Source organism: Actinacidiphila sp. bgisy160, assembly GCF_057707815.1.
In genome coordinates, this window is the sequence record NZ_JBYIQW010000015.1 from 81,291 (window position 1) to 106,337 (window position 25,047).

Annotated in this window: 22 protein-coding genes and 3 pseudogenes; 11 read left to right on the plus strand and 14 right to left on the minus strand. The window is 70.9% G+C overall.

What is annotated here, in order from left to right; genetic code table 11:
* Positions 1–534: 534 nt before the first annotated feature.
* The 3 genes from AC3EUJ_RS15220 to AC3EUJ_RS15230 form a co-directional block, all read right to left on the minus strand.
* Positions 535–1,419, minus strand: a complete 885-nt coding sequence (locus tag AC3EUJ_RS15220; protein ID WP_431961734.1) for a recombinase family protein — start codon at positions 1,417–1,419, stop codon at positions 535–537.
* Between the two features lie 153 nt (positions 1,420–1,572).
* Complete coding sequence (locus AC3EUJ_RS15225; RefSeq protein WP_431961735.1) at positions 1,573–2,454, minus strand: ABC transporter permease; 882 nt, start codon at positions 2,452–2,454, stop codon at positions 1,573–1,575.
* Positions 2,451–3,362 (minus strand): ABC transporter ATP-binding protein, encoded by a 912-nt coding sequence (locus AC3EUJ_RS15230; protein ID WP_431961736.1) that lies wholly within the window; start codon positions 3,360–3,362, stop codon positions 2,451–2,453. Before AC3EUJ_RS15230 ends, AC3EUJ_RS15225 begins: the two co-directional genes overlap by 4 nt.
* A 132-nt stretch (positions 3,363–3,494) precedes the next feature.
* On the opposite strand from AC3EUJ_RS15230, the gene AC3EUJ_RS15235 reads away from it, so the two are divergent.
* Positions 3,495–4,688 (plus strand): sensor histidine kinase, encoded by a 1,194-nt coding sequence (locus AC3EUJ_RS15235; protein WP_431961737.1) that lies wholly within the window; start codon positions 3,495–3,497, stop codon positions 4,686–4,688.
* Positions 4,685–5,356, plus strand: coding sequence for a response regulator (locus tag AC3EUJ_RS15240; protein WP_431961738.1), 672 nt, complete (start codon positions 4,685–4,687; stop codon positions 5,354–5,356). The genes AC3EUJ_RS15235 and AC3EUJ_RS15240 overlap by 4 nt, the downstream gene beginning before the upstream one ends.
* 282 nt (positions 5,357–5,638) lie before the next feature.
* Here AC3EUJ_RS15240 and AC3EUJ_RS15245 read toward each other — a convergent pair whose 3' ends face one another.
* From AC3EUJ_RS15245 to AC3EUJ_RS15255, 3 genes are read right to left on the minus strand one after another with little or no spacing between them, the layout of a single operon-like run.
* Entirely contained in the window at positions 5,639–6,202 is a 564-nt protein-coding gene (locus AC3EUJ_RS15245; RefSeq protein WP_431961739.1) for a Tn3 family transposase, read from the minus strand.
* On the minus strand, positions 6,096–7,538 hold the full coding sequence (locus AC3EUJ_RS15250) for a Tn3 family transposase (protein WP_431961793.1): 1,443 nt from the start codon (positions 7,536–7,538) through the stop codon (positions 6,096–6,098). Before AC3EUJ_RS15250 ends, AC3EUJ_RS15245 begins: the two co-directional genes overlap by 107 nt.
* Positions 7,538–8,089, minus strand: a complete 552-nt coding sequence (locus AC3EUJ_RS15255) for a hypothetical protein (protein ID WP_431961800.1) — start codon at positions 8,087–8,089, stop codon at positions 7,538–7,540. The genes AC3EUJ_RS15250 and AC3EUJ_RS15255 overlap by 1 nt, the downstream gene beginning before the upstream one ends.
* Before the next feature lie 89 nt (positions 8,090–8,178).
* On the opposite strand from AC3EUJ_RS15255, the gene AC3EUJ_RS15260 reads away from it, so the two are divergent.
* Positions 8,179–8,520, plus strand: coding sequence for a hypothetical protein (locus tag AC3EUJ_RS15260; protein WP_431961801.1), 342 nt, complete (start codon positions 8,179–8,181; stop codon positions 8,518–8,520).
* Here AC3EUJ_RS15260 and AC3EUJ_RS15265 read toward each other — a convergent pair.
* The 3 genes and pseudogenes from AC3EUJ_RS15265 to AC3EUJ_RS15275 form a co-directional block, all read right to left on the minus strand.
* A pseudogene (locus AC3EUJ_RS15265) lies at positions 8,418–8,846 on the minus strand (DUF4158 domain-containing protein); the annotation flags it as partial. The gene AC3EUJ_RS15260 and the pseudogene AC3EUJ_RS15265 overlap by 103 nt on opposite strands.
* A 341-nt stretch (positions 8,847–9,187) precedes the next feature.
* Entirely contained in the window at positions 9,188–9,922 is a 735-nt protein-coding gene (locus tag AC3EUJ_RS15270) for a hypothetical protein (protein WP_431961740.1), read from the minus strand.
* A gap of 219 nt (positions 9,923–10,141) precedes the next feature.
* Positions 10,142–10,249: pseudogene (locus AC3EUJ_RS15275) on the minus strand (HAD-IC family P-type ATPase); the annotation flags it as partial.
* 9 nt (positions 10,250–10,258) lie between these two features.
* Here AC3EUJ_RS15275 and AC3EUJ_RS15280 point away from each other — a divergent pair.
* A pseudogene (locus tag AC3EUJ_RS15280) lies at positions 10,259–10,431 on the plus strand (transcriptional regulator); the annotation flags it as partial.
* 233 nt (positions 10,432–10,664) lie between these two features.
* On the opposite strand, the gene AC3EUJ_RS15285 reads toward AC3EUJ_RS15280, so the two are convergent.
* A complete protein-coding gene (locus AC3EUJ_RS15285; RefSeq protein WP_431961794.1) occupies positions 10,665–11,288 on the minus strand; it encodes a pyridoxine/pyridoxamine 5'-phosphate oxidase in 624 nt (207 codons plus the stop codon).
* A 308-nt stretch (positions 11,289–11,596) separates the two neighbouring features.
* Positions 11,597–12,733: a cation diffusion facilitator family transporter gene (locus AC3EUJ_RS15290; protein WP_431961741.1), complete on the minus strand. Its 1,137-nt coding sequence runs from the start codon at positions 12,731–12,733 to the stop codon at positions 11,597–11,599.
* A gap of 74 nt (positions 12,734–12,807) precedes the next feature.
* Between AC3EUJ_RS15290 and AC3EUJ_RS15295 the strand changes: the two genes are divergently transcribed.
* The 3 genes from AC3EUJ_RS15295 (at position 12,808) to AC3EUJ_RS15305 (ending at position 14,784) form a co-directional block, all read left to right on the plus strand.
* The gene (locus tag AC3EUJ_RS15295; RefSeq protein WP_431961742.1) at positions 12,808–13,155 is read left to right on the plus strand and encodes an ArsR/SmtB family transcription factor; all 348 of its coding nucleotides are present in this window, start codon (positions 12,808–12,810) and stop codon (positions 13,153–13,155) included.
* A gap of 38 nt (positions 13,156–13,193) precedes the next feature.
* Positions 13,194–13,568 carry a hypothetical protein gene (locus AC3EUJ_RS15300; RefSeq protein WP_431961743.1) on the plus strand — a complete coding sequence of 125 codons (375 nt, stop codon included), beginning with the start codon at positions 13,194–13,196 and terminating at the stop codon, positions 13,566–13,568.
* Positions 13,569–13,683: 115 nt separating this feature from the next.
* The gene (locus AC3EUJ_RS15305) at positions 13,684–14,784 is read left to right on the plus strand and encodes a PLP-dependent cysteine synthase family protein (protein WP_431961744.1); all 1,101 of its coding nucleotides are present in this window, start codon (positions 13,684–13,686) and stop codon (positions 14,782–14,784) included.
* Between the two features lie 101 nt (positions 14,785–14,885).
* Here the strand turns inward: AC3EUJ_RS15305 and AC3EUJ_RS15310 are convergent, their stop codons facing one another.
* From AC3EUJ_RS15310 to AC3EUJ_RS15320, 3 genes are read right to left on the minus strand one after another with little or no spacing between them, the layout of a single operon-like run.
* Positions 14,886–17,654, minus strand: coding sequence for a bifunctional YncE/alkaline phosphatase family protein (locus AC3EUJ_RS15310; protein ID WP_431961745.1), 2,769 nt, complete (start codon positions 17,652–17,654; stop codon positions 14,886–14,888).
* A gap of 6 nt (positions 17,655–17,660) precedes the next feature.
* Positions 17,661–19,019 carry an ABC transporter permease gene (locus tag AC3EUJ_RS15315; RefSeq protein ID WP_431961746.1) on the minus strand — a complete coding sequence of 453 codons (1,359 nt, stop codon included), beginning with the start codon at positions 19,017–19,019 and terminating at the stop codon, positions 17,661–17,663.
* Entirely contained in the window at positions 19,016–19,957 is a 942-nt protein-coding gene (locus tag AC3EUJ_RS15320; protein WP_431961747.1) for an ABC transporter ATP-binding protein, read from the minus strand. The genes AC3EUJ_RS15315 and AC3EUJ_RS15320 overlap by 4 nt, the downstream gene beginning before the upstream one ends.
* Positions 19,958–20,185: 228 nt before the next feature.
* Here AC3EUJ_RS15320 and AC3EUJ_RS15325 point away from each other — a divergent pair, with 228 nt between their 5' ends.
* The 4 genes from AC3EUJ_RS15325 to AC3EUJ_RS15340 all read left to right on the plus strand — a co-directional run bounded on the left by AC3EUJ_RS15325 (position 20,186) and on the right by AC3EUJ_RS15340 (position 24,864).
* Positions 20,186–20,668: a MarR family winged helix-turn-helix transcriptional regulator gene (locus tag AC3EUJ_RS15325; protein WP_431961748.1), complete on the plus strand. Its 483-nt coding sequence runs from the start codon at positions 20,186–20,188 to the stop codon at positions 20,666–20,668.
* Positions 20,665–21,111 (plus strand): MarR family transcriptional regulator, encoded by a 447-nt coding sequence (locus AC3EUJ_RS15330; protein ID WP_431961749.1) that lies wholly within the window; start codon positions 20,665–20,667, stop codon positions 21,109–21,111. The genes AC3EUJ_RS15325 and AC3EUJ_RS15330 overlap by 4 nt, the downstream gene beginning before the upstream one ends.
* A gap of 200 nt (positions 21,112–21,311) precedes the next feature.
* Positions 21,312–21,899 carry a hypothetical protein gene (locus tag AC3EUJ_RS15335; RefSeq protein ID WP_431961750.1) on the plus strand — a complete coding sequence of 196 codons (588 nt, stop codon included), beginning with the start codon at positions 21,312–21,314 and terminating at the stop codon, positions 21,897–21,899.
* A 178-nt stretch (positions 21,900–22,077) separates the two neighbouring features.
* Positions 22,078–24,864 (plus strand): AAA family ATPase, encoded by a 2,787-nt coding sequence (locus tag AC3EUJ_RS15340; RefSeq protein WP_431961751.1) that lies wholly within the window; start codon positions 22,078–22,080, stop codon positions 24,862–24,864.
* The last annotated feature ends 183 nt before the right edge of the window (positions 24,865–25,047 follow it).

Sequence of the window (25,047 nt, forward strand, 5' to 3'; positions counted from 1 at the left end):
CTCGCAATGAGTGCACATGCCAAGGACGGGTGTCGTTCAGGCTCCGCCATCGCTGCCTCAGCAACTCGTCGCGTTGCGTATGAGCCAGTGCGACCTGGATACGTATGCGAGGTGAACGGGAATCAGAGGACGAGCCGCTGTCCGAGAGGCCTGACATAGTCACAGCAAAAGTGTATCCGACCACCTGATCGTGATTGCGCGTGGACGACCGGAGACGATTTCGGTCAGGGTCGGCGACTGGTCGGCATCAGGCGCGGACGTGGCCGCATTGCCGCGCCGATAACCGCGTTGATGTCGTGCCGACCTTCATCAAGGCCTTTGGGAACCGGTCGGCGGCATCCCGGTCCTACCGGCTGTCGATGTCACGCGCCCCATCAATGGCGGGCCCAGCTGCTGCGGCCGTTCTTCTCCCCGGTGGTCTCGCGGCCGGCCCGGATCGAGCTGCTCGCTCTGACGGACTGGAGAAGGGGTATCGCCGAGGTGAGCCCAAAAGGGGCCATGGGATGATCTTGAATCCCTGAAGGGTGTCCGAGCTTACTCGGTGCCGTCAGCCGCATCGTCCTCGGCGAGGATGCGGTAGACGGTGGCGACCGAGGGGTGCTCGCCCTTGTTCTTGCCCGAGGTGATGGCGAGCTTGCTCGCGATCTGCGGTACGGGAACGCCGTTGACCCGCAGGCTGCGGGCGTAGGCGGCCATGTCGTCATCGACGACCTTGGGCCGTCCTCCGTACCGTCCGCGCTCGCGGGCGGACGCCTGGCCTTCGAGGGACTTCTCCCGGATGTACTCGCGCTCGGACTCAGGCATGCCGGCGAAGAAAGCGAACAGGGCGGCGCCGTGCCCGGACGGGTCGTACACGCCTTGGAGGGGGCCGCTGAGGAGTTCGAGCTGGACATCGTAGTGGCGCAGATCTTCGGCGATGGTGAGGAGTTCGGCGGCGCCGCGGCCGAGGCGCTTCATCTCGTGCACGGTGAAGATCACCCGCTGGTGCGGGACAGCCTTCTTGATGGTGCGGGCGAAGTCCAGCGCCTTGACGAACTCCGGCCGCACCTTGACCCGGGTGCTGATCTTCTCCGAGAAGACGGGATCGCAGCCCGCCTCGTTCAGGGCGTCGAGCTGACTCTGGAGTTCCTGCTGGGCCGTACTGCAACACGCGTACCCCACCCTCGTGGGCTTCGTCTGGGCCGCGGGCACCGCGGCGTCGATCGCCGGGCCCATCTCCCACGCGCGGCCGGGGCCGCGGTCGGCGGGGGTCTTCACCTCCAGCTCGGCACGGAGCTGGGGGACGAGCATGAAGCGCGGGGTGTGGTACTTCGGGGCGACCTTGCCGCCGCGGGTGCGACAGGTGCTTCCGGCGGGGGCGGAACAGGTAGGGCAGTCGAACTGTTCGACGGCGGCGGCCGGTTCGGCGAGCTCTGGCATGTCGCAGAACTTATCGCGAGGGCCATTGTGCGAAAACTGTTTTGCGAGAGGTTGTGAGAATGAAGATCATGGGCAAACCGGACACGCTCTGGCGGGAGCCCGTGGTCTCTCAGAACTACTCATTTGTGAGAATCAGAAACTCGCCTGTATTGCTCACACGTCGCGGCGGTTCACGACGGCCACGGCGACGACCGCCGCGACGAGCGACCAGGCCCCGAAGACGGTCCACGCCTCGGCGACCGTTACCGGGTACTTGTCCACGGTGTAGTCCCGCGCGGGGTTCTGGACCAGGGCGCGCCATGCGGTGAGCGGCATCGCATTGCCGATCTCCTTGACCCAGCGGTAGGTCTCGCCCATGAAGAGCGGCGGCAACATCAGGAGTACGCCGACGACCGCCACGACGGTGCCCGCAGAGTGCCGGATGAGGGCGCCGAGAGCCATGCCGACGAGGGCGCACAACGGGGCGAGCAGTGCGGAGGCGGCGACAGCCCGCAGGGCCCCGGGGTCGCCGAGGGACATGCCGCGGTGGTCCTGCAGGATCGCCTGGGTCACACTGAACGAGGTGCCCGCGACGACTGTGCCGAGGACGAGCATGACCGCCACCATGACCGTCGCCTTGGCCGTCATCACCGCATGGCGTGCGGGGACGGCTGCGAAGGTGGTGCGGATCAGTCCGGTGGTGTACTCGCCGAAGACCGCGATGGCACCGACGCTGCCGGCGATAACCATGAGGAGCTGCCAGGCCGGGTCGACGAAGGCGGCCGCCAGGGGATCGAAGAGCATCTCGGGCTTGGCGGGGAATCCGGGCGGCGGGGCGGGAGGCAGTTCGGGCTGATGTGCCAGCCGCTCGGCATTGGTACGGGCGGAGTTCACGTGGATGCCGATGACCGCCAGCGGGCCGAGTCCGAGGACCCAGTAGGTGGAGCGCAGCGACCACAGTTTGATCCACTCGGCGGTGAGGAGGTTGCGGAACCGGGCGGGGGAGTCGAGGCCGGTCGCGTACACCTTTGGTTCGGACACCGTCTGTGTGGTCATAGTGCTTCTCCTGCGCTGTATTCGATGCTGTCGGCGGTGAGTCCCATGAAGGCCTCTTCCAAGGAGGCGGACCGGGGGGCGAGTTCGTGCAGCAGGACGCGGTGGTGGAAGGCGAGCTCGCCGATGCGGTCCGCCTCCAGGCCGGTCACCGTGCACGAGCCGTCGGCCTCCTGGCGAACGGCCGCCCCTTCCGCGATGAGGACGGACGTCAGCCCGGCGACGTCGGGCGTGCGGACGGTGACGCTCAGCTGGGTGCCGCGGGCTGCGAATTCCGTAAGGCTCTCCGCGGCGATCAGCTCGCCCCGACCGATGACGATCAGCTGCTCGGCGGTGTGCTCCATCTCGCGCATCAGATGGCTGGAGACCAGTACCGTGCGGCCCTCGGCGGCCAGCCGCCGGAAGAGGCCGCGCACCCACAGCACGCCCTCCGGGTCCAGCCCGTTGAGCGGCTCGTCGAACAGCAGGACGGGTGGGTCGCCGAGCAACGCGACGGCGATGCCGAGCCGCTGCTTCATTCCAAGTGAGAATCCTCCGATGCGGCGCTGGGCGGCGGTGGTCAGCCCCACCTCCTCCAGGACCTCGTCCACCCGGCGCCGCGGCAGGCCGTTGCTGTGTGTCAGTGCGGACAGGTGCGCCCGCGCACTGCGTCCGCCGTGCACGTCATGGGCGTCAAGTAGTGCTCCGACGTGCCGCAGCCCGCGCGGCCGTCCCCGGAACGGCTGCCCGTCGACGGTGACGGTGCCGCTGGTGGGGTCGTTCAGGCCGAGGATTGTCCGCAGCGTGGTGGATTTGCCGGCGCCGTTGGGGCCGAGGAACCCGGTGACGTGGCCGGGGCGGACGGTGAAGGTCAGGCGTTCGACGGCGGTGGTGGCGCCGTATCGCTTCGTCAGTTCGTTGACTTCGATCACCCGACCACGGTGCCGTGGGCCGCGCCCGCGCGGCATCGGCCCGCGGGCCACAATCTCAGGATCCGCCTGTAGCCCCGGGGCGTAAGCCTGCGGGTCGATGCCCCGACACCGGCCCGTACCTATGATCGCGACATGAGCCACTCACCCCGCGTCGCCCGCTCGCGGCGCATGCGACCGGCCGCGGCGCAGACCCTGGCCTGGTGCGGGGCGCTCGCCTACCCGATCCTGCTGTACCTCGCGGTGCTCTACGAGCATGAGCCCACCGGCATGCGGCTGCTGCTGCCGACGGCACTGTCGGTTCTGGCACTCCCCCTGCTGCGACGTCGACCATTGCCGACCCTGGCACTGATGCTGGCCGGTTCGTTCGCCGCGACGGTGCTAGCGGCCTCGAAACTGGCCTCGGCCTTCCCCTTCATGGCACCGGGGCATGCATGGCAGATCGGCTGTCTGCAGGCGCTGGTGACCGATGTCGCAATCGGCTGGATCGCCGCCACCCGGAGGCGCCGGACCGCGCTCGTCGCCGCGGCCTTTGCCCTCACCGTGCAGATCGCCGCCGCCGGCCACTACCGGAGCGGGCAGGACGCCCCTCTCTCGGCCATCGCGTTCCTCGTCCTGATGCTCGCCCTGGCCTGGATGACCGGCTACCTCGTCCAGGAGCGCCGCGAGCACGCCGAAACGGTACGGGCCCAGACGGCGGTCCAGGCGGTCACCGCCGAGCGGCTGCGGATCGCCCGCGAGCTGCACGACATGGTCGCGCACAGCATCAGCATCATCGCCATCCAGGCCGGCACGGGACGCCGGGTCATCGGCACCCAGCCGGCGGAGGCCCGCAACACACTGGCCGCCATCGAGACCACCAGCAGGGACACCCTGGCCGGGCTGCGGCGCATGCTCGGAGCGCTCCGCGCGACCGAACCCGAAGAAGCGCCGCTGGCCCCTGCGCCGAGCCTGGCGGACGTCGACCGGCTGGTCGCGACCACGAAGGACAGCGGCGTACGGGCCGACGTAGAGCGGCGGGGAGAACGGCGCCCACTACCCGCGGACGTCGAACTGTCCGCCTTCCGCATCATCCAGGAGGCGATCACCAACGTAGTTCGCCACGCGGGCACGCACGAGTGCCGGGTGGTCATCGACTATCAGGAGAACGAACTGACCATCGAGATCACCGACCACGGGCACGGGCCCACACCTGCCGGCACCGGCTACGGCATCACCGGAATGCGCGAGCGGGTCGCCCTGCTGCACGGCCAGTTCACCGCCGGGCCCCGCCCCGAAGGCGGCTTCCGAGTGGCGGCCCGGCTGCCGGTGCCCGTGGAGGCGCGATGACTCAGCCCCCCGTCCGTGTCGTGCTCGTCGACGACCAGCCGCTGGTGCGCGCCGGGCTGCGCGTACTCATCGCGGACAGCGCCGGTCTCGAGATCGTGGGAGAAGCGGAAACCGGCGACCAGGCAGTCCGGCTGGCCCAGGACCTCCGGCCCGATGTGGTGGTCATGGACATCCGCATGCCCGGCATGAACGGCATCGAGGCGACCGGACTGATCACGGCAGGCCTGAGCTCGGCACGGGTCCTCGTCCTCACCACCTTCGACGACGACGAGTACGTCTACGGCGCGCTGCGCGCGGGCGCGAGCGGATTTCTCGTCAAGGACATGGACCTGGACGACATCCTCGGCGCGATCCGCGTCGTCGCCGCCGGCGAGGCCCTGATCGCGCCGAGCGTGACCCGCCGCCTCATCGAGGAGTTCGCCGCCCGCCCCGAACCCGCGGCCGCGCCCCTGCGCGGGGCGATCGAGGGCATCACCGACCGGGAACGCGAGGTGCTCACCCTCATCGGACGCGGCCTGTCCAACACCGAGATCGCCGACCGGCTCTCCATCAGCCCTGCCACGGCCAAGGCCCACGTGGGGCGGCTGTTTACCAAGCTGGCGGCACGTGACCGAGTCCAGCTGGTCATCATCGCCTATGAGCTGGGCTTGGTATCGCCGTCGCGCTGACCGTGTTTCTAGCGGGTTGAAGTAGAGCCAGCGGGGCGGTGGTTTCGAGAGCCACTGGCTTGGGCGGTGAGATTGGGAGCCACTGGCTTGGGCGGTGAGATTGGGAGCCACCCGGTGTGATGGTCGGTGGCATGCTGCTGTTGGCGTAGTGGCATCTTTGGGATGTTTGGCCGCTCACTGCCCGTCGCGGACGCCTACGACGTCGGACGCCCTCTCATCGAGCAGATCCCCTCCGGCGCCACGCGGACCGACTGCTGCTGAACCGGCTCCCCGCCGCTCGGTTCAGGCGGCCTGGCCGAAGCCGGCCGCCGTCAGGTCCTGGTCGCGGAGCGGGGTGAAGTCCACATCCAGCTTCGGGTCGTACGCCTCGGGCTGGATGCCGAGCTCGTGGGTGGAGTACTCGCCGAACCGCTTGACGTGCTCGGTCAGGTACGGCGAGATGTGGGCCAAGTCCTCCGGGCCGATCTCCCAGCCCTCTTCCAGCAGCTGCCGGACGATCTCCGCGATGTCCAGGGCGTTGTGGAAGATCACCGCGTTCGTGAGCAGGGCGTTGAATTTCATCGCCTTCTCCTGCTCGACCGGGTCGTTGTCGGCAATGACGCCCTGGTTGCCGAACCCGACCCACTGGGAGAACCGGTTGAATGGCTCCACCTTGTTCGTCGCCGCCGTCACCCGCCGGCGAAGTGGCGCATCCGTCAGATACCGCAGCAGCTGCACGGTGCGGATCGCGCGGCCGACCTCACGGAAGGCGGTGTAGGTGGCGTTCTTGTGCGAGCCGGAGCGCAAGCGCTTGAGCAGCGTGGCCGAGGAAATGGCGCCCTCGCGTACGGAGATCGCCACACGCATCAGGTGCCGGAACTGGGACTCGATCAGGTCCCAGTCGATGGTGTTCTTGCCCGGCTCTGCCGAACAGGGCGTCGATGTGCACGTACTCGGTCTGCTTGCTGGGCCGGTAGAAGGTCAGCCCCTTCCAGTTCCTGATCCTGGGCATGAGGTCGAAGCCCAGCAGGTGCGCCAGGGTGAAGACAGGCAGCGACTGACCTTGGGTGTCGGCGTGCACGGTGGTGGGCTTGACCTCGGAGGCGTTCTTGAGCAGGCCCTCGATGATGTAGACGGCCTCCCACACCCCGCACGGGATGAAGTGCGTGAACAGCGCGATGTAGGTATCCGAGATGTGGTGGTACGCGATCCCGCCCGGCTTGCCGTACCTGACGCTCGTCTCGGCCAGCAGGTTGTCCAGGTAGGTGTCCATGTGGGTGCCGTCCGCGGCCACGGCGGTGCCGTCGCCCCACGCCTGCGAGATGTCCAGACGGGCATGGGCGTTGACCAGGTCGGCGATGGCCTCGTTGAGCAGAACGAGGGAGAAGTGCCGGTTCGCCACGTACGCCAGCTCGTGGCCCGAGACGCCGGGGATGTGGCGGGCGGCCTCGTACGGGCCCATGTTGGTGCCCTTGACGAAGGTGGTCAGCACGTACCGGCCGAACGGATCGGTGAGCTTCGGGTCGTTGCCCGAGGGCGGGCCGAAGCGGCGCCACCACTCGACCCAGTACGCGGTCCGGGCACAGATCCCGATCAGCGTGCGCTCCGGCATCCTGGCCTTGATCTCCTGCTCCAGCCGCTTCGCCGAGGGCCGCTGTCCCTCGGAGCGGTGCGGCTTGAGCGAGGGGATGCCGGTGGCCGGGTCGATAACCAGGCTCTCGTTGTCCGGATACCCGGCATCGGCTGCCGCGGCGGCACTGCGGAGCTTGTCCTCCAGCTGCCGACGGAAGAACTTCGCGTCGAAGACGGCGGTCTCTCCCTCCTCGGCGAGGCCGACCTCCACCAGGTAGTCGGCCAGCTTCTCCTCCACGACCTCCCACACGAGCAGCTGCTCGGACCAGTCGACGTACTCCTCCGAACCGACCACCGCCACATCGCCCGTGCGCAGTTCCTCCGCCAGGGCCGCGAAGACCATCGCCTCGAAGTGCTTGCGGACGAACTGCCCCGGCCGCGTCTTGTCCACCACGGCCTTCTGCCAGTTCTGCGTGGCGAAGGAGATGTCCACCCTGCCGCCCTCCTCGTTGAAGGCGGTGATGTACTCGCCGCGGGCCCCCTCGTGCCGCTGGGCGTGCGCAAGCGCGTCCAGCACCCGCCCGTCCTCGGACGTCGCGGTGAACTCCAGCTTCTCGGCCAGGTCGAACATCACCGCCCTATCCCGGCCGATCTGTCCGTACAGCAGCACCTCCCAGAAGTTGCCGTGATGGGCGGAGACCTTCTCGATCTGCTCGTACTGCCCGGCGAACCCGCCGAAGCCCTCCACGGCCTTCGTGACCGTGCCAAGGCCGTAGGCCTGCACCAGCAGAGCCTTCGCCAGGCGAGCACGGCCGGAGAGACCTTCCCGTCCAGCCGCCGGGCCACCTCCTCGGGCGGCGCCTCCTCGTCCAGCCCTTCCAGGGCCTTCACCGCCTCGGCGGTCATCGCCGCGGCCTTCGCGAGCGCGGCCTGAGCCGGGCCGTCGTCGTCGATGTTCTTCAGCACGGTGCGGTAGTTGCCGATCAGCGCCTCGGTCATCTCCCGCTCGGCGAGCCGGATCTCCTCCAGCTCCTCTTTCGCCCTCTTGACCTTCGTGGCAATGCGCTTGCAGAACATCAGCACCAGGTCGTCGCGCACCCGCATCTGGGCCTTGTGCACCAGGCACGCGATCAGCGCGACCCGCTTGATGGGCGCGTACGCCTTGAGCTCCGAGGCGTCCACCGCGTCCGCCTCCCCGGGTGATCTTCCTGGAGGCGACGCCGTCCACCCACACCGCGCTGTCGCCCAGAACATCAATCCACTCCAGGTGCGTGGCCAGCCGCCTGAAGTGCGACCAGCTCGGCCCTTGGGCCGACTTCTTCAGCCGGTTGTACTGCGTGGTGCCGTCGGCGTCGCGCTCCTCCAGTAGACGCAGCAGCCCCGCCCGCTGGACGGCGCCCATCCGGTCGTGGATGCCCGCGCAGATCGAGGCGTTCACCTCGCCCCGGACCTTCGAGGCCATCACGTCGAAGGTGGAGAACGCCGGCAGCTCCAGCCCGGCCTCCACGACCTTCTCCAGCGCGATGTTGATCAGGTCCGCCGGGCGGTTCTTCGCCGCGGCCTCCTTGCGGATCGACTGCTCCGCGATCCTGCGGGCCTCCGCCTGGTCGTAGACCACGCCGACCCGCTGCCTCACCAGCCCCCGGTGGTTCTTGGCGGTCTTCGCCGCCCGGTACAGCGGCAGCGTGCCCTCCGACAGCTCCACCACCCGCCGGACGAAGTCCACCACCATCTCCGGGACGTCCTCCAGCCTCGGGAAACACCCCATGCGCTGATAGGACTTCAGAATCAGCAGCAGGGCCAGCAGATGCTCGTCACAGTCGGTGGCACCGGCCGCCCACTCGACCTCGTCCCGGGTCGGCGAGAAGAACAGATGCAGCTCATGTGCGGTGATCAGCCGCTTGAACCGCGGATACGCGGTCCGCTCGATCGAGGTCACAGCCCACTCCGGCGTAGACGACAGCCCAACATCACGATCAACGATGTTGGGCCGAACGGGTGACGGGCCGGACGGTCAGGGCTTCAAGATCATCCCATGGCCCCTTTTGGGCTTACCTCGGCGATACCCCGAGAAGGCGCTGCGCCTGCGGCGCGCCCAGGGGGATCCCTCCCCCATCGCCGCCACCGAGACCGCCTGCGGCTGGCCGGCCGGGCCGAAGCCGCGGAGAGGTCAGCTGACGGGAGTACGTCTCGGACCGGTGAGCAGTAACCTCTGCAGCGGCGGCCCGCAGCCCCCACGGACCGTGCCGCGCGATGGGGGCAAGGCATCGGCCCGACCCGTCAGCGCGGAGGGCGTCGTCCGGTGAGGCCCTGCCAGTGGTCCCGGGCGGTCTCGAGGTCGGCGAGTGCTCGGGCGAGGGCCGGGTCGTGACGCCGGCGGGCGGTCACCGTGTCCAGGTGCCTGCGGGCGTCCTGGACATTGCCCGTATCGGCGTGGGCCGTCTTGAGGGCTTCCTCCGCCTTCCTGACCGATGTGGCGAGCGCCGTGAGAAACCCGGCCTCCTTGGCGACCGCGTGTTCTATGCGGACGCTGAAACCTCGCACGCTGTCCTCGTCGTGCTCGGCGGGCGGGTACGACTGCAGATGCACCCCGTCCGGCCGTCGGAGGTAGATGTGGTTGCCCACGGGACTGCGTTCGAACCGCACCCGCAGGCCGTTCAGCGGCAGAACCTTCGTCTCCTTCCCGGATACGACCATCACGTGCTCGTGCAGCGACACTTTGCCGAGCGCCGCGACGAATGCGCCCTTCCCGGGGTGGCGCAGCCGCGCGAGGTGCCGTTCGGCGTCGCCGACGCGACGCCGGTGGGAACGTTCGGCCCGGGCCACCTGTGCCCGTGCCCTTGCCAGTTCGCGCCGCGCCTCGCGCCGCAGCCCACGGAACGTGCGCCGGGCGCGGTCCAGGGCGTCCCTGTCGGTGTCATGACGGCCGGAGAGCGCGAATCTCCAGCCGCCGGGGTATCGGTGGAGCCGCCGCCCCACTCCAGCGAGCACGAGGGTCACGACGGTCAGGGTCATCCCCACTATGCCCACGGGCCCACCTCACCCAGTGACAGCCGCCACCGCACGGATGCGCACGGGGCGGAGGAACCAGTCGAAGGTGTCGAATCTGTTGCATATCGGAAGATATGCCCAATCAGATCCCGGTGGATGCGCGCGCGGCGGCGGCATTTCCGGACCTGCCCGGCCCGCTCGGTCGCGCCGGGCTGACGCCGTATCGGCTCTGGGCGTCGCCGGTCAGACCGCGCACGCCCGCCTCCGGTCCGTCTCGCGGAGCAGCCGGAGCCCGTTGAGGCCGGCCGGGACGGTGGCGCCCTCGTGTCCGGCCGCACCGAGCGGGAGCGGCCCGACGTCGTCGGCATGGAGCAGCCGGCCTGCTCGTACCGGTTGCGGCTGCCGCGCCACCTCGGCCCGGTCACCGGCACCCGCCAGGGGCGGTCGGTCGTCCACAGCCGCCATGACACCATCACGTCGCCGAGCTGCACGACCAGGCCCTTCACCGTGTCGAGCACCTGCGGCTCGGCCTTGCCGGCAACCAGCACACGGCGCGTGCGGACGGCGAGGGCGTCTCGCCGTCGTGTCGTGACCGGCCTCGCGCGGGGCGCACGACGTACCGCCTCGGTGGCTCGAGGACGTCAACGAGAACCTGGAGGCCCTGGGGCGCGGTGAGGTCGTCGGACGTCAGGCCGTCCTCCGCGGCCGAACGTTCGCGACAGCCGCCGAGCCGGCCTCGGCGGGGCAGCCCCGTCGCCTCCCACCTCTAAGGCCAGAGCAGCTCCTTGACCCAGCCGTCGGCGGAGGCCCGGTAGGCGAGGCGGGTGTGGCGGCGCTCCTTGTCGCCCTGCAAGAACTCGACGGACGACGGACGCACCGAATACAGCGTCCAGCCCGGAGCCACGAGGCCGGGATCGAGCTCGAGCCGCGCGACGGCCTCCTGGAGGGCCTTGTCCCGGTCGTCCGGATCCGCGAGGGGCTGTGACTGCCGGCCGAGCAGGGTCTCCGCCCGTGCCCCCGGCCCCCGCGCCAGGAAGTCCGCCGCGCTCGTGTCCGGGTGTTCGCACACCACAGGACCCCGGACCCGCACCTGCCGGGCGAGGGACGGCCAGTAGAACGTCAGGGCGGCGTACGGACGCTCGGCCAGATCCCGGCCCTTGGGGCTGCCGGAGTGCGACGCGAACTGCCAGCCCCGCGTGCTCACGTCCTTGAGGATGAGGACGCGCGCCGCGGGATTCCCGTCCGCGTCCGCGGTCGACAGCGTCATGGCGTGCGGTTCCCTGACCCCCGCTCGTACGGCGCCCAGCAGCCACTCGGTGAACAGCTCCACCGGGTCTTCCGGCGCCAGCGAAGGTTCGAACGCCGGCAGTGCGCCCGCGAAGACCTCCATCTCCCTGAGCAACTGACGCAGACCGTTCCCGCCGACCAAGATTCCTCCTCGGGCCGGTGCCGTGTGCTCACTGGCCGGGCAGTTGCGGCTGCGGCCCCTCGTCCTCCGGCTCCTGGTAAGAGTAACGCCGCTCCTGCCAGGGGTCCCCGGCGTGGTGGTGCGTGGCCGTGGGCGTCCAGGACGAGGTGAAGTCGCCGACAGGCAGCTTGGCCGCGTCGGCTGGAGCGGAGGCCGCAGCGCCGGCCGCGCTTGATGCGCGGCACTACCGGAACGCCTTTCTGCCGCCCGGGTGCCGCCCCCCCTGGGGCTCACGCGGCGTGGTGGGCCAGTTCGGCGTGCGGGTCGGCCAGGCCGGCGACGGGGGCGGGGTCGGCGTGGACCAGGGCGGCGGTCAGGCGGGGGACTGCGTGCAGCAGGGCGTGTTCGGTCGCGACGGCGACGCGGTGGGCCTCACCCACGGTGAGGGTTCCGTCGACGACAACGGCGACCTCGGCCCGCAGCCGGTGCCCGATCCAGCGCAGGCGCAGCTCGCCCACCTCGCGGACGCCCGGCACATCGCGCAGCGCGCGCTCGGCGTCGTCGACCAGCGCCGGGTCCACGGCGTCCATGACGCGCCGGAACACCTCGCGCGCGGCGTCACGGAGCACCAGCAGGATGGCCGCGGTGATGGCGAGGCCCACGATCGGGTCCGCCAGGCGCCAGCCCGTTCCCGCGCCCGCGGCGCCGAGCAGCACCGCCAGCGAGGTGAAGCCGTCGGTGCGGGCATGGAGACCGTCGGCGACGAGTGCGGCCGAGCCGATCTTGCGCCCGACGCGGATCCGGTAGCGGGCCACCCATTCGTTGCCGATGCACCCGATCACCGCCGCGACGGCCACCGCGGGCAGGTAGGCGATGTCCCGCGGGTGCAGGAGCCGGTCGACGGCGGTCCAGGCGGCGAAGCCGGCCGAGGCGGTGATGGTGAGGACGATGACGATCCCGGCGAGGTCCTCGGCCCGGCCGTAACCGTAGGTGAAGCGTCGCGTGGCGGCCCGCCGCCCGAGGAGGAACGCGACGCCGAGCGGCAGTGCGGTGAGGGCGTCGGCCGCGTTGTGCACGGTGTCGCCCAGGAGGGCGACCGAGCCCGACAGGACGACGACCGCGGCCTGGGCGATCGCGGTGACGCCGAGGACGGCGAGCGAGATCCACAGGGCGCGCATGCCTTCGGCGGAGGACTCCAGGGCCCGGTCCACCTTGTCGGCGGACTCGTGCGAGTGCGGGTGCGGAAGGTGTCCCAGCCGGTGCCGCAGGCCTGCCCGGCCCCGGGCGGCGTGACCTTCGCCGTGACCTTCGCCGTGACCTTCGCCGTGGCTGTGGCTGTGGCCGTGGCCGGGCCCGTGCGTGTGCCCGTGTTCCGGCCCGTGGCGGTGGCCGTGGTCGTGCTGGGGGTGCGTGTCGGGGCCGTTCATGGGACCGCCTTCCGGGGAGTCGCTGGTGGACACGGGCTGAGCCTTCCCTCCATTATGTGCATATGAACGCACGCATGCACCTGTCACCTGCGCATGGTGCGCATCCGCGAGACCCGGGCGGCGAGCACTACCTCCGCGGGGCCGAGATCCTGAGCCTGCTCGCGGACCGCACCCGCCTTGCCCTGCTGCACACACTCACCGAGGGGGAGGCGGACGTCTCCACGCTGACCGCGCGGGTCGGCGCGGCGCGACCCGCCGTCAGTCAGCACCTGGCCAAACTCCGGATCGCGGGCCTGGTCTCCTCCCGCAAGGAGGGGCGCCGGGTGATCTACGAACTCTCCGACGGGCATCTGCGCAGGCTCGTCGACGAGGTGCTCAACCTCGCGGATCACCATCTGAGCGGTAATCCACCGCATGCCTGAGACCGTTCCGGCATGTTTCATGGCGTAATGTGCGGCCTGTGCGAGGCCCCCACCGCGGAACGTGCCCGACGTTCCTCGTTGCGCTGCTGGCCGCATTCTGCTTCACCGTGGCCGGCTCGCCCGCGCACGCCCACAACGGCCTCCACGCGCACGTCCATCTGACGAACGCGGAGGAACGGCCGCACCCCGTCGCTCCCCACCACCCCGGCGAGGACTGCTCCCCGGCCTCCGCCGAGCTGCCGGGGTCGCGTACCGGACCACGCGAGCACGGCACCAACCTCCCGCAGACGGGCGCCGCCGAAGCGGCGCCAGGACAAGTGCCCGCCTCGCACAACACACCCGGGAGCGACCCGGCCCCCGACGCCCGCATAGCGACCGCGGCGCCGTCCGTCCTCTGCCTCTGGCGCATTTAGAAGACGCCCGCCCGGACCGGCTGACGGTCCCTCACCTTTCCACCCCCGCGCACACGCGCACGGGCTGAGGGTGAGCCGTGCACGGCACTCTTCCCGATTCCAGAAAGCGGACACCATGAACGAGCCCACCACCGGCCGCGATCTCGCCTCCGCGGTCGGCAACACGCCCCTGCTGTGGATCTCCTACCCTCTCACCACGCCCGGAAGCGGCTTCTGGGCGAAGCTGGAAGGCGCCAACCCCGGCGCCATCGAGGACCGCTCCGCCCTCCACATGGTCGGCTGCGCACGCGAGCGCGGCGATCTCCTCCCCGGCGCGACAGTCGTGGCGTCCACCAGCGGCGCCTTCGGCCTCGGACTGGTGCTCGCCGGGCGGGTCTTCGGGCACCCCGTCACGCTCGTGACCGACCCGGACCTGGAGCCGGACATGAAGCGCCTGCTGCGCGCACGCGGCGCCCGGCTCGACATCGTCCGCGACGCCCACCCCTACGAGGGCTGGCAGGAGGCCTGCCGGCGGCGCGTGAGCGAACTGCTCGCGGCCGAACCGGGATCGTGGTGCGCCGACCCGTACGACAACCCGGACAACGCGGACGCCTATGCGCCCCTGGCCGGGGAGCTGATCGAGCAACTGGGCAGGGTCGACGTCCTGGTCACCAGTGTCGGAACCGGCGGCCACTCGGCGGGTGTCAGCCGCACGCTGCGCGCCGTCAACCCGGACCTGCACGTCATCGGGGTGGACACCATCGGCTCCGTCACCTTCGGCCAGCCCGTCAGGCCCCGCATCGTGCGGGGCCTCGGCAGCAGCATCCACTCGCGCAACGTGGCCTACGAGCAGTTCGCCGAGGTGCACTGGGTCGCCCCGGCCGAGGCCGTCCACACCTGCCGGGCCCTGGCCCGCTCCCACTACGCGTCGGGCGGCTGGAGTGTCGGTGCCGTCGCCCTCGTCGCCGGGTGGGCGGCCCGCACGTACTCCGCCGACACGCGCATCGTGGCCGTCTTCCCCGACGGGCCGCACCGCTACCTGTCCACGATCTACGACGACGACTACTGCCGGGATCGCGGGCTGCTCGGCACCGCCCCCGCCACCGAGCCCACCGAGATCGCCTCGCCCACCGACGGCGAGGCCGCCCGCTGGACCCGCTGCCGCACGGTGACGAATCCCGTGGCGTCCCTCATCGCCCAGCCGTCCTGTCCGACGGAGGCACCCGAAGCCGTGTGAGGCGGTGCCGCCGTACGGGCGGCAGGGCCGGAGCGCTGACGCGAGGGGCCTGCGGCCGGCGTTGCCGCCGGCCGCAGGCCCCTGCGTGCGATCCGCGGGCGTCAGCCGTCGTTCTCCGCCGACGGGATGTAGGCGCCCGGGACGTCCTTCGGTGCGAAGACCTTGCTCTCGCCGGGGTACGGCTGCGTCCAACCGTGCGTGAGGTACCACGTCAAGTGGTTCATCTGCGCGGGGTTGGCGAAGTCCGGCCTGGCATCGGGCCCGGTCAGCCGCTGCTTGGACTGCCAGTCCGCCCACTGCTCGGCGAGGGCCTTCTTGTCCGCCGGCACCTTCGTCGACGGGACGGCCGCGGCGTTCGGGTCCTGCGGGGCCGGGGTGTCCAGGCCGCAGGCGGGCGGGGTCTTGAGACCGTCGGTGAGCGCGGTCCGGTTGGGCAGCGCCGTGAAGGGCGTGTAGTCGGCCTTCTTGGTGAACGCCCCGAACATCGGGGTGGCCGCGCTGTCCTTCTGGTTCATCGGGTGGATCCCGAGGATCTGCTCGATGGTGCGGATCATGGTGATCTGCGAGTAGTAGCGGCTGTCGACGGTGCCGTGCCGGGCCCAGGGGCTGATGATCTGGATCGGGGCACGGTGGCCGTCGACGTGGTCGAGACCGGCCTGGGAGTCGTCCTCGACCACGAAGATCGCGGAGTCCTTCCAGTACTTGCTGTGCGAGATCTCGTCGACGATCCGGCCGACCGCGAGGTCGTTGTCCGCGACCTGCGCGGCGGGGCCCGCGGGTCCGCCGGTGTGGTCGCTGGAGAGCCAGAACATGTTCAGGTTCGCCGGACCGTTCTTCTCGAAGTCCTGCTTCCATATCTCGGCCCGGTAGACATCCGGGACGCTGGTGTCGAACTTCGGGAAGCCGGGCACCGAGACGCTGTTCAGCGACGGTATCGGCGAGGACGACACCAGGTTGTACGCGGTGTTCTGCCCGGTGGCCTGCATGTTCTTGGTGTCGCAGTACAGGTTCTGCCAGGTCGCGCCGGACGGCTTGGTCAGGAACTGGTGGAACTCGCCGAAGTTGCGCACACTCTTGCCCTGCGCCTGGGCGCCGCTCCAGATGAAGCCGGTGCGCTGGTGCCCGAGGGCGTCGTCCTCGGTGTCGTAGCTGCGCGCGTACTCACCGGCCGAGGACTCGGTGTACTCCGGGTTGTCGGCCTGCATCAGCCAGTTGTGGCCCTCGGCGGAGTTCGTGCCGATGTCGTACGTGTTGTCGTACAGGCCGAACTGCCGGGCCAGCGCATGCTGGTTCGGCGTCACGTTCTCGCCGAACTCGGCCAGCGACGGGTCGCCGTTGCCCTGCGGGACGTCGCCGAGGACCTGGTCGTAGGTCCGGTTCTCCTTGACGATCATGAAGACGTGCTTGATCGTCGACGGGTCGCCGAGCCGCTTCGGGACGGCCACCGGCTTGACGTGGCCGTTGCCCTTGTCCTTCGCGAGCTTGACCGCGCCGTTGGCCCAGCCGTTCTGCTGGAAGACCTTGGCCGTCTGGGACTTGATGACCTTCTCGCTCGGTAGCGTGAACCGCTGGACGCTCGAGGTGGTGTCGTGGGTGCCGTGCCCGGCGCCGGCGGTGGGCCGGCGGGCGTCGATGCCGCGGGTGTTGGAGACCACGACCTGGTCGCCGACCGTGGCGATCTCCGCGGGGAAGTAGTCCGTCGGGAGGAGACCGACGTAGCTGACCGGCTCCTGCGGTGAGTTGTACCGGTAGACGGCGACCGCGTTGGCGCGGCCCAGCGTCACCAGCAGGTGGCCGTCGTCGGTGAGCGTGACGGCGTTGGGCTCGTAGCCCACCGACGCCTCCGGCCACGGCTGGGTGGCGATGGTCTGCACGACCTTGTTCTTGCGGGTGTCGATCACCGATACGTCGTTGGTGGCGGTGTCCGTGACGAACAGCGCCCCCTTCTTGGCGTACAGGGCGGTGGGGTGCAGACCCACGTCGATGCTCGCGACGGCGGCCGCCGGGTCCGCCAGGTCGATGACGCTGACCGTGCCGGTGGTGGTGGCACCGGTCTTCGGGTCGGCCGGCACCTGGGTGCCGTACGAGTTGATGGTGCTCTCGCCCGGCTTGGCCGGACGGCCGCCCTCGTTGCTGACGTACAGCTTGGAGCCGACCACGATCATGTCGCGCGGGGCGTTGCCCACGGCCCAGCTCTGCTTGAGGGTCCCGGTGGCCGTGTCGATGGCGACCACGCGGTTCTGGCCGTTGACCGCGGCGTACACGGTGGAACCGTCGGAGGAGAACACCGGCTCGCCCACCAGGGCGTGCTTGGCGCCGTCCGCCGGGATGGTGACGGACGTCGGGTCGGCGAGGCTGCCGTCGGGGTCCACGGTGAACCGGGTGTAGCCGTCGGTCTGGCCCAGCCACAGCTGCGTACCGTCGGGCGAGTACGTGGGGCCTTCCTGGCCCACGCTGTTACTGGCGATGTGCAGGTTCGCCGACGATGAGTTGCCGACGAGCTGCTGGACCTTCCAGTTCTTCAGGTCCACGACGGCCAGCGCCACGCCGCCGTCGGTGAGGGAGGCCGCGAGGTGGGTGCCGTCCGGGCTGACCGAGGACGACATGATCTTGCCGTTGTTGATGACGAGGCGCTCGCCGTAAGGGGCGATGTACTGGTCGCTGGAGAGGACCTGCCCTTGGTCGGTGACCTGGCCGACCTGGTCGTGGCCGAACTGGGTGGTCTGGGCGAACCCGATCCCGGTGCCGGTGGCGAGCACGACGGCGGTCGCGGCGGCCAGCGTCAGGCTTCTGCGGCTGCCGAACCGTCGGCCGGCAAGGGCATGGGTGTCCCTCTCGGTGCCCGTGCGGCGGCGACGTGTGACCTGCATGTTGCGTTATCCCTTCGGGGTGGTGGCAAGCAGTTCGACGTTCCCGTCGAACTGCCAGAGCGGGTTCGGCGCGTCCCCCACCGGGGTCCGCACCAGGAAGTAGCCGTTGACTTCCTTCGGTCCGTCGCCGTCGGCGACGTACCGCCCGTCCGGAGTGACATCGAGCTGGTAGACGGCCTGGCCCGTGGCCGTGACGCCGGGGAGGTGCCAGGAGACGACGCAGCGCCAGTCGTTGCCGGGCCCCTCGGCGCCGGACGCGACGCTTCCCTTGGTGCACGCCGCCGTGGCCTTGAGCTGCGCCTCGGTGACGGCGGGGCGGTTGAGCTGGTCGGTCTGCACGCGATACAGGTGGGCGAAGGCCGTGGCGACCGAGCGCTGCACCTTGTCCTGCTCGATCCCGGAGCCTGTGGCCGTGGTCGTCGCGGTGACGACGGCGACCGTCGCCGCGAGCAGCCCGGCCAGTGGCAGGGCACCGGCGAGGAGCGCGCGGCGCGCCGAGCCGTCGTCGGTCAGGTTGGTGAAGTCGCGCCGCAGGAAGAGCAGGTAGGCCAGGACCGTCGCGGCCACGGCCCAGACCAGGCTGACCGCGATGCCGATGAGGAGCGGCGTGAGTTGCCGGGGGCCGGTGAACAGCCCGTTCCAGGAGATGAAGGCGTATCCGGGCAGGGCCAGACGTACGGCGACGGGGAGCGGCATCATCTGCGCGAGCTGCATCGCGAGGGCGACGAGCGCGGGCAGCAGCAGCCCCATCGGGGAGCGCCCGAGGGCGATGGAGCCGAGCAGGCCGATCCCGGCCAGGGCCAGGGTCGGGGCCAGGGCGCAGGCCCAGGCGAGGAAGACCTGCCCGGCGGCGTCGGACGGCGTGAGCAGGTGGCCGTCGAGACCGACCAGCGGCTGGTTGCCGACCGCCACGACCCCGCCGACCGCGCCGGAGCAGGCCATCCCCACCACGAGCAGCAGCAGGACGGTGAGGCTGGCCAGCACCTTCGCCACGAAGATCCGCCGGGGCGAGCGGACCGCCACCAGCAGGTGGCGCCAGGTGCCGAGCCGGTCCTCGGAGGCGAACACGTCGCCGGCGACGACCGAGGTCAGCAGCGGGAGCGCCCAGGTGCCCGCGAATCCGAGCATCACCAGCGGCCCCGCCCATCCGGTGGCGTGCATCCAGCGGCCGAAGAGGGTGTCGACGGGGAGCGTGCTCTGCCGGCTCACCGCGGCGACGAAGAGCGCCGGCGCGATCCAGCAGGCCAGGACCAGCACGCGGATCCGCCACTGCGACACCAGCTTGACCAGCTCGAAGCGGTAGCCGCGCGAGACCGGGACACGGCGGGTGGGGACAACGTTGTCGGCGACGACGGTCGCGGTCATCGGCCGGCCTCCTGCTGGTGGGTGAGGGCGAGGAACGCCGCCTCGAGCGGGGAGACGACGGGGGCGAGTTCGCGCAGTGCGATGCCCGCGCGCACGAGCCCCGCCACGAGTTCGTCGAGAGCCGGCACCAGCGCGCGCACGACGAGCACGCCGGCGTCGTTCCGTATGCCTGCGTCGTCGACGACGCGGATCCCGGCCGTGCCGAGGGCCAGTCGGCGGGCGGCCGGCGGGTCCGAGGCGAGCAACCGGTAGTCGAGTTCACGGTTCTCGGCGGCCAGCTTGCCCAGCGGGCCCGAGAAGACGACCCGTCCGGTGGCGAGGATGGTGACCTCGGAGCACAGTGCCTCCAGGTCGTCCATGCGGTGGCTCGACAGCACGACGGCGGTCCCCTCGTCCGCGAGCCGGGTGAGGACCCCGTGCACGTGCCTCTTGCCCGCCGGGTCCAGGCCGTTGGACGGTTCGTCGAGCACCAGCAGCCGGGGTCCGGTGAGCAGGGCGGCGGCGAGACCGAGCCGCTGGCGCATGCCGAGCGAGAACCCGCGGGCCCGGTCGTTGGCGACGTCCGTGAGCCCCACCTGGGCCAGTACGTCGTCGATCCCGGCTGCCCGCGCGTCCTGCCCGCGGAGTGCGGCCAGCGCGGCGAGGTTCTGCCGGGCGGTGAGCGACGGGTAGAGGCCGGGCCCGTCCACGAAGCCGGCGACGCCGTCGGGCGCGGCCAGAGCCCGTCCGACGGGCGAGCCCAGGATCTCGAGGCCGCCGCCGTCTGCGACGGCCAGGCCCAGGAGGAGGCCGAGCAACGTGGTCTTGCCCGCGCCGTTCGGTCCGACCAGGCCGTGGATCTGTCCCTGCGTCACGTCGAGGTCGACGCCGTCGAGTGCGACGACGCCCCCGAAGTATTTGGTGATCCCGCGAGCACGGACTGCGAGGAGTGTGTCCATGAGTCCCTTCTTCCGCAACGCCTACGGACCTTAGGGAGGGCATGCACCCCCGCCAGGGACGCGCGGTTGAATGGTCATGGAACGTATCGTCAAGACATCGGCAAGTCGGGGTGTCCGAACCGGGCGCCATCGAGCCGGACTTGGGCAGAACCGGGCGTAGGGTGCGGGCCGGGCGGGTGCCCCGTGGTTTAGTGGCCATGTACATAGTAGCCATGTATGGTATTTGCCGTGAGTTCAGCAACTGAGAGCGCGACACCGGGGTTCCTGGTCTGGCGCCTGTCGATGAAGTGGCGGGTGGCCGTCGACCGGGCGGTCGCTCCGCTGGGCCTGACCCACGCCCAGTACGCGGTGATGGCGTCGCTGTACGGCATGTCGCGCTCCGGGCTGCGGCCCAGCCAGCGCCGGCTCGCCGACCACACGGGGCTCGAACCGCTTTATGTCTCCAAGCTCGCCCGGGCCCTGGAGACCGCCGGGCTCGTCGCCCGCACCCGGGACCCCGGCGACCCACGCGCCATGCAGCTGTCGCTCACCGAGCAGGGGCGCGAGGTCACGCGACGCGCGATCGACGTGGTCCAGGGCCTGCTGGACCAGTTGCTCGCGCCGCTCGGGGGGCAGGACGGTCCGCGTACCCGGCAGTTGATCCGCGAGCTGGCGACCCTGATCGACGCACCTCTTGATCCGTACACCGAGAACGACGAGGAGCAGTCATGAGTACTACCGCACCCACGGCCAACGGCCGGGTCATCGCCCTTGCGCACTACGCGGCGCGCGCCCTCCTGGAGGATGTGCTGACGCGCCACGGCGCCACATTCCACCAGAGCGTGACGCTGCGGGCCGTCGTGGCCGCGGGCGGGTCCGTCGGCCGGGGCGAACTCGATCGCGACGTCGCCGGCTCGCTGAAGACCGGCGAGTCGGTCGTGCGCAGTGTGATCGACGAGCTGACGCACGCGAAGCTGCTGGAGGAGGATCCGGCGGACGCCTCCCGCATACGGCTGACGGACGCCGGCCGGGAGTTGTACGAGACCACCACCGAGGAGACCGCTGAGATCTCCGCCCGGCTGTACGCCGGCATCCCGGCCGGGGACCTCGCTGTGGCGGGCCGCGTGCTGACACTGGTCACGGAGCGTGCGAACGCCGAGTTGGACGGCGGCTGAGGCGCTCCGCCGGTCGCCGTGCCGGGAGTTCGCGGCCTTGTGGAGACGGGGCCCGGCGCGTCATGCGGCGCGCCGGGCCTTCCGCGGCCGACCGGGCCCCGGGCCCGTGGAGAGGTGTGAGGGTGCCGGGCCGGGTCGGACGGTGTCATTCCGTGGTATCCAGGCTTGAGTTGGAGACAACGACTGGCGGGGGAGAGAGCGTGAGGACACTGGGCAGGGCGGTGCTGGCCGGGGTGGTTCTCGCCGTCGGCGTGCTGGGTTCCACGGGCTGCACCCTCACCATCGGTGAGACGGCGGGGGAGCCGGCGGATGTTGAGGTGGTCACCGCGACCGCTCCCGCCCCGTCCCCGTCGTCCGTCCCGCCGTCGGCGTCCACCTCCGCCTCCGCGCCCACCTCGCCCTCCCGGCCGCCCTCGCCCAGCCGTACCGCGACACCGGTGCCCGTCCGCGGACCGGATCAGAAGCTGGTGGTGATGACCGTCAGCGGCGGCTTCGCGGGCGTCCACCAGCAGGTGATGCTCCGGGGTGACGGGACCGTCTACACCGGCCACAAAGGCGAGCCCATAGTGCGTCGGGTCGGCGCCGTCCAGTTCAAGGAATTGCGGATCCTGCTCGGCGACCCGGCGCTGGAGGACGTCCCGGACTTCACGATGAACATGGCGGCGAACGACATGTTCCAGTACACCCTGCAATTCGACGGCCGTACGGTGATGACGGACCGCTCCAGCAAGGTGCCCGCGCTGGAACGGCTCATCGACGCCCTCAGCCGCTGGCTCCCCAAGGACTGACCTGCGCCGTCGTACCGCCTTGAACGAAAGGAATCCGCGACCCGTACGGCAGGAATACGTTAGGTGAATTCCCCTGCGGCCGTGAGGCGGAAGTCACCGTTCCCCGCCCGGGCACGCCGTCCGTGCCGTGTGAGAATGCTTGCGTCCAGGCCCAGAAACAGAGAGCAAGAAACTTCCGATGCAAACCTCGGTGTACACGGCCGACGTCGGCAGCGGCGCGTTGCAGGGGCTGGTGGGCCGCGCGGCGGACGTGGACCGGATCGAGGGGCTGCTCGGCTCGGCCGATTCCGGTGGTGCGGTGCTGCTGGCCGGTGAGCCCGGGGTGGGCAAGACGGCGCTGCTCGGCCATCTCGCCCGCAGGGCGCTGACAGCCGGGGCCAGGGTGCTGCGGGGGGCGGGCGCGGAGTCCGAGAGCGACGTGGCGTACGCTGCGCTCAACCAGCTTCTCTTCCCGCTGTGGGAGGAGGATCCGCAGGCCCTCGACGGCGCTCACCGCGAGGCCCTGCGCGTGGCCCTGGGCTTCGGCGAGGGAGCACCGCCCGAGCGGCTCCTCGTCTCGAACGCGGCCCTGGTGCTGCTCCGCCGTGCCGCCGCCGCAGCGCCGGTCCTGCTGGTCGTCGACGACCTCCAGACGGTGGACCCGGCGAGCGCGGCCGTACTGGGATTCGTGGCACGGCGGCTCGCGGGCAGCCGTGTCAGGTTCCTGGCCGCCGCCCGCAGAGGACACCGCGGGTGCGTCGTGTCAGGCGTACGCGCCGAACACGAGGTCCTGCCGCTGGACGAGAGCGCGTCGCGGCTCCTGGCCCGCTCATCCCATCCGGACCTCACGGGGCTCGTCGTCGAGTGCGTCGTCGCCGTGGCGCAGGGCAACCCGCTGGCCCTGGTCGAACTGCCGGCGGCCCTGACCGGACCGCAGCGCGCCGGGCTGGAGCGGATGCCGGCCGCGCTGCCGCTCACCCGGCGACTGCGGGAGGTCTTCGGCTCGTGCGTGGCGGGTCTGCCCGAGGCGACTCGTCGTCTGCTGCTGGTGCCCGCGCTGGAGGGGACGGGGGACTTGGCTGTCGTGCAGTGCGCCGCGCGGCGTCTCGGGGCCGGGGTCGATCTGGCGGACCTGGAGCCCGCCGAGCGCGACGGCCTTGTGCGGATCGAGGAGTTCGACCACCGCCTGAGCTTCCGGCACCAGTTGTTCCGGGCCGCGGTGATCGACGCGTCCACCTCCGCGGAGCGCCGCCGCGTGCACCGGGAACTCGCCGAGGTGCTGCACGACCGGCCCGACCAGCGGGCGTGGCACCTGGGGGAGGCGTGCGTCGAACAGGACGAGGACGTCGCGGCGTTGCTGGAGAGCACCGCCCACCGGGTCCTCCGGCGCGGTGACGCCATGGCCGCGATACGGGCCCTCACCAAGGCCGCGCACCTGAGTCCCGGTGCGGCCGACCGCGGACGCAGGCTGTCCGCGGCAGCCTACCTACGCGCGGACGCCTCCGGTGAACTGACCATGGCCTCCCGGCTCCTGGACGACGCACGGCGGTTCGGCACCGACGACCGCGCCTCCCTGTACTCGGCGGCCGTCGCGGTCCACCGGCTGCTCGACGGAAAGGGGGACATCGACACGGCCCACCGGATACTCCTCGGCGCGATCGAGAACGGCGACCATCCCTACGGGGCGTGCGACCCGGCCCTCGAGGAGGCCCTCTACCTGCTGTTGCTGCTGTGCTGCCTGGGCGGCCGGGAAGAGCTGTGGGCGCCCCTGCACAAGTTCCTCGACCGGCTCGGGCCCGACGTGCCGCGCCTGCTGACGGTGAACGTCGCCACCCAGGGCGATCCCGCGCGTACCGCGATTGGGGCGCTGGGCGACCTGGAGGAACTCATCGGGGGCCTGCCCCGTGAGACGGCCCCGTCGAGGATCACGCGGATCGGCACCGCGAGCATCGCCGCCGACCGGCTCTCCGGGGTGCGCGACGCGATTTCGGGCGTCCTGCCCCAAGGGCGCAGGCAGATCGTCACTCTCCCGCTCCTGTGCACGGACGCGTTCCTCGCGGGCCGGTGGGACGACACGACGGAGCTGGCCGACGAGGGGCTGCGCCTGTGCAAGGAGCACGCCTTCGAGGCCGTCTCCTGGTACTTCCTGTACTACAAAGCCGTCGTCGCGGCGGCGCGCGGAGAGGCCGGCCCCGCCGAGGAGGCGGCCGGCGCGATGGCCTCCTGGGGCACGTCCCGTGGGGCGCACCACCTGGTGACCCTGGCGGAGCACATACGGGTGCTCGTCGCGCAGGCGGAGGGCGACTTCGAGCGCGCGTACCGGCACGCGGCGGCCATCAGCCCGCCCGGTGAGCTGGCCCCGTACACCCCCGTGGCACTGCTGGTGATCGGGGACGTGGTGGAGGCGGCCGTGCGCACCCAGCGGCACGCCGAGGCGGCCGCCCACGTGGCCGCCGTTCGGCACGCCGGGGTCGCCGCGCTCTCACCGCGCAGGGCCATGTTCGTGGACGCCTCGGCCGCGATGGCCGCCGAATCGGACGAGGAGGCGATCGAGTTGTTCGAGCGGGCCCTGTCGCACCCCGGCATCCAGCAGTGGCCCTTCGACCTGGCACGCGTGACCCTGGCCTACGGCGAGCGGCTGCGCAAGGCGCGCTCGACGACCGACGCGCGGGCGTCGCTGAGCGCGGCCCTCGCGGCCTTCGAGCAACTCGGCGCTCTGCCCTGGGCGGAACGCGCGAAGCGCACCCTGCAGGCGACCGGATGGATGGTCAAGCGCCCCGAGGGGCCCGAGTCGGTCAGCCTCACCCCGCAGGAGGTCGAGATCGCCCATCTCGCGGCCTCCGGTCTGACCAACAAGCAGATCGCCGAGCGGCTTTATCTCTCGCCCCGCACCGTGGGCGGCCACCTGGGCCGGGTCTTCCCCAAGCTGGGCATCACGTCCAGGGCGGCGCTCCGCGACGCCCTGACGGGCCTGGCCAAGCGGTAGCCACGGACGTGCGGGGCCCGCCCCGGCGCCCGTCCACTCGGGCACTTCCCGGCACTGCACGGGCGGGCAAGGCACTGTGCACAACGGGGCAAGGAGCCCGGCGGGGCTCCCTCCTACGGTCGAGGTGTCCCATCACGAGTGGGACGCCAATGCGCGGGCCCGGGACCGTTCGCGGATCCGACG

What these genes read in the sequence shown, in the direction of transcription:
- AC3EUJ_RS15340 (WP_431961751.1), top strand. Translation starts at nt 22,078, where the DNA reads ATGCAAACCTCGGTGTACACGGCCGACGTCGGCAGCGGCGCGTTGCAG.
- AC3EUJ_RS15285 (WP_431961794.1), bottom strand. Translation starts at nt 11,288, where the DNA reads ATGGAGGTCTTCGCGGGCGCACTGCCGGCGTTCGAACCTTCGCTGGCG.
- AC3EUJ_RS15220 (WP_431961734.1), bottom strand. Translation starts at nt 1,419, where the DNA reads ATGCCAGAGCTCGCCGAACCGGCCGCCGCCGTCGAACAGTTCGACTGC.
- AC3EUJ_RS15225 (WP_431961735.1), bottom strand. Translation starts at nt 2,454, where the DNA reads ATGACCACACAGACGGTGTCCGAACCAAAGGTGTACGCGACCGGCCTC.
- AC3EUJ_RS15235 (WP_431961737.1), top strand. Translation starts at nt 3,495, where the DNA reads ATGAGCCACTCACCCCGCGTCGCCCGCTCGCGGCGCATGCGACCGGCC.
- AC3EUJ_RS15315 (WP_431961746.1), bottom strand. Translation starts at nt 19,019, where the DNA reads ATGACCGCGACCGTCGTCGCCGACAACGTTGTCCCCACCCGCCGTGTC.
- AC3EUJ_RS15310 (WP_431961745.1), bottom strand. Translation starts at nt 17,654, where the DNA reads ATGCAGGTCACACGTCGCCGCCGCACGGGCACCGAGAGGGACACCCAT.
- AC3EUJ_RS15270 (WP_431961740.1), bottom strand. Translation starts at nt 9,922, where the DNA reads ATGACCCTGACCGTCGTGACCCTCGTGCTCGCTGGAGTGGGGCGGCGG.
- AC3EUJ_RS15245 (WP_431961739.1), bottom strand. Translation starts at nt 6,202, where the DNA reads ATGCGTGTGGCGATCTCCGTACGCGAGGGCGCCATTTCCTCGGCCACG.
- AC3EUJ_RS15295 (WP_431961742.1), top strand. Translation starts at nt 12,808, where the DNA reads ATGCACCTGTCACCTGCGCATGGTGCGCATCCGCGAGACCCGGGCGGC.
- AC3EUJ_RS15305 (WP_431961744.1), top strand. Translation starts at nt 13,684, where the DNA reads ATGAACGAGCCCACCACCGGCCGCGATCTCGCCTCCGCGGTCGGCAAC.
- AC3EUJ_RS15240 (WP_431961738.1), top strand. Translation starts at nt 4,685, where the DNA reads ATGACTCAGCCCCCCGTCCGTGTCGTGCTCGTCGACGACCAGCCGCTG.
- AC3EUJ_RS15290 (WP_431961741.1), bottom strand. Translation starts at nt 12,733, where the DNA reads ATGAACGGCCCCGACACGCACCCCCAGCACGACCACGGCCACCGCCAC.
- AC3EUJ_RS15320 (WP_431961747.1), bottom strand. Translation starts at nt 19,957, where the DNA reads ATGGACACACTCCTCGCAGTCCGTGCTCGCGGGATCACCAAATACTTC.
- AC3EUJ_RS15250 (WP_431961793.1), bottom strand. Translation starts at nt 7,538, where the DNA reads ATGTTCGACCTGGCCGAGAAGCTGGAGTTCACCGCGACGTCCGAGGAC.
- AC3EUJ_RS15330 (WP_431961749.1), top strand. Translation starts at nt 20,665, where the DNA reads ATGAGTACTACCGCACCCACGGCCAACGGCCGGGTCATCGCCCTTGCG.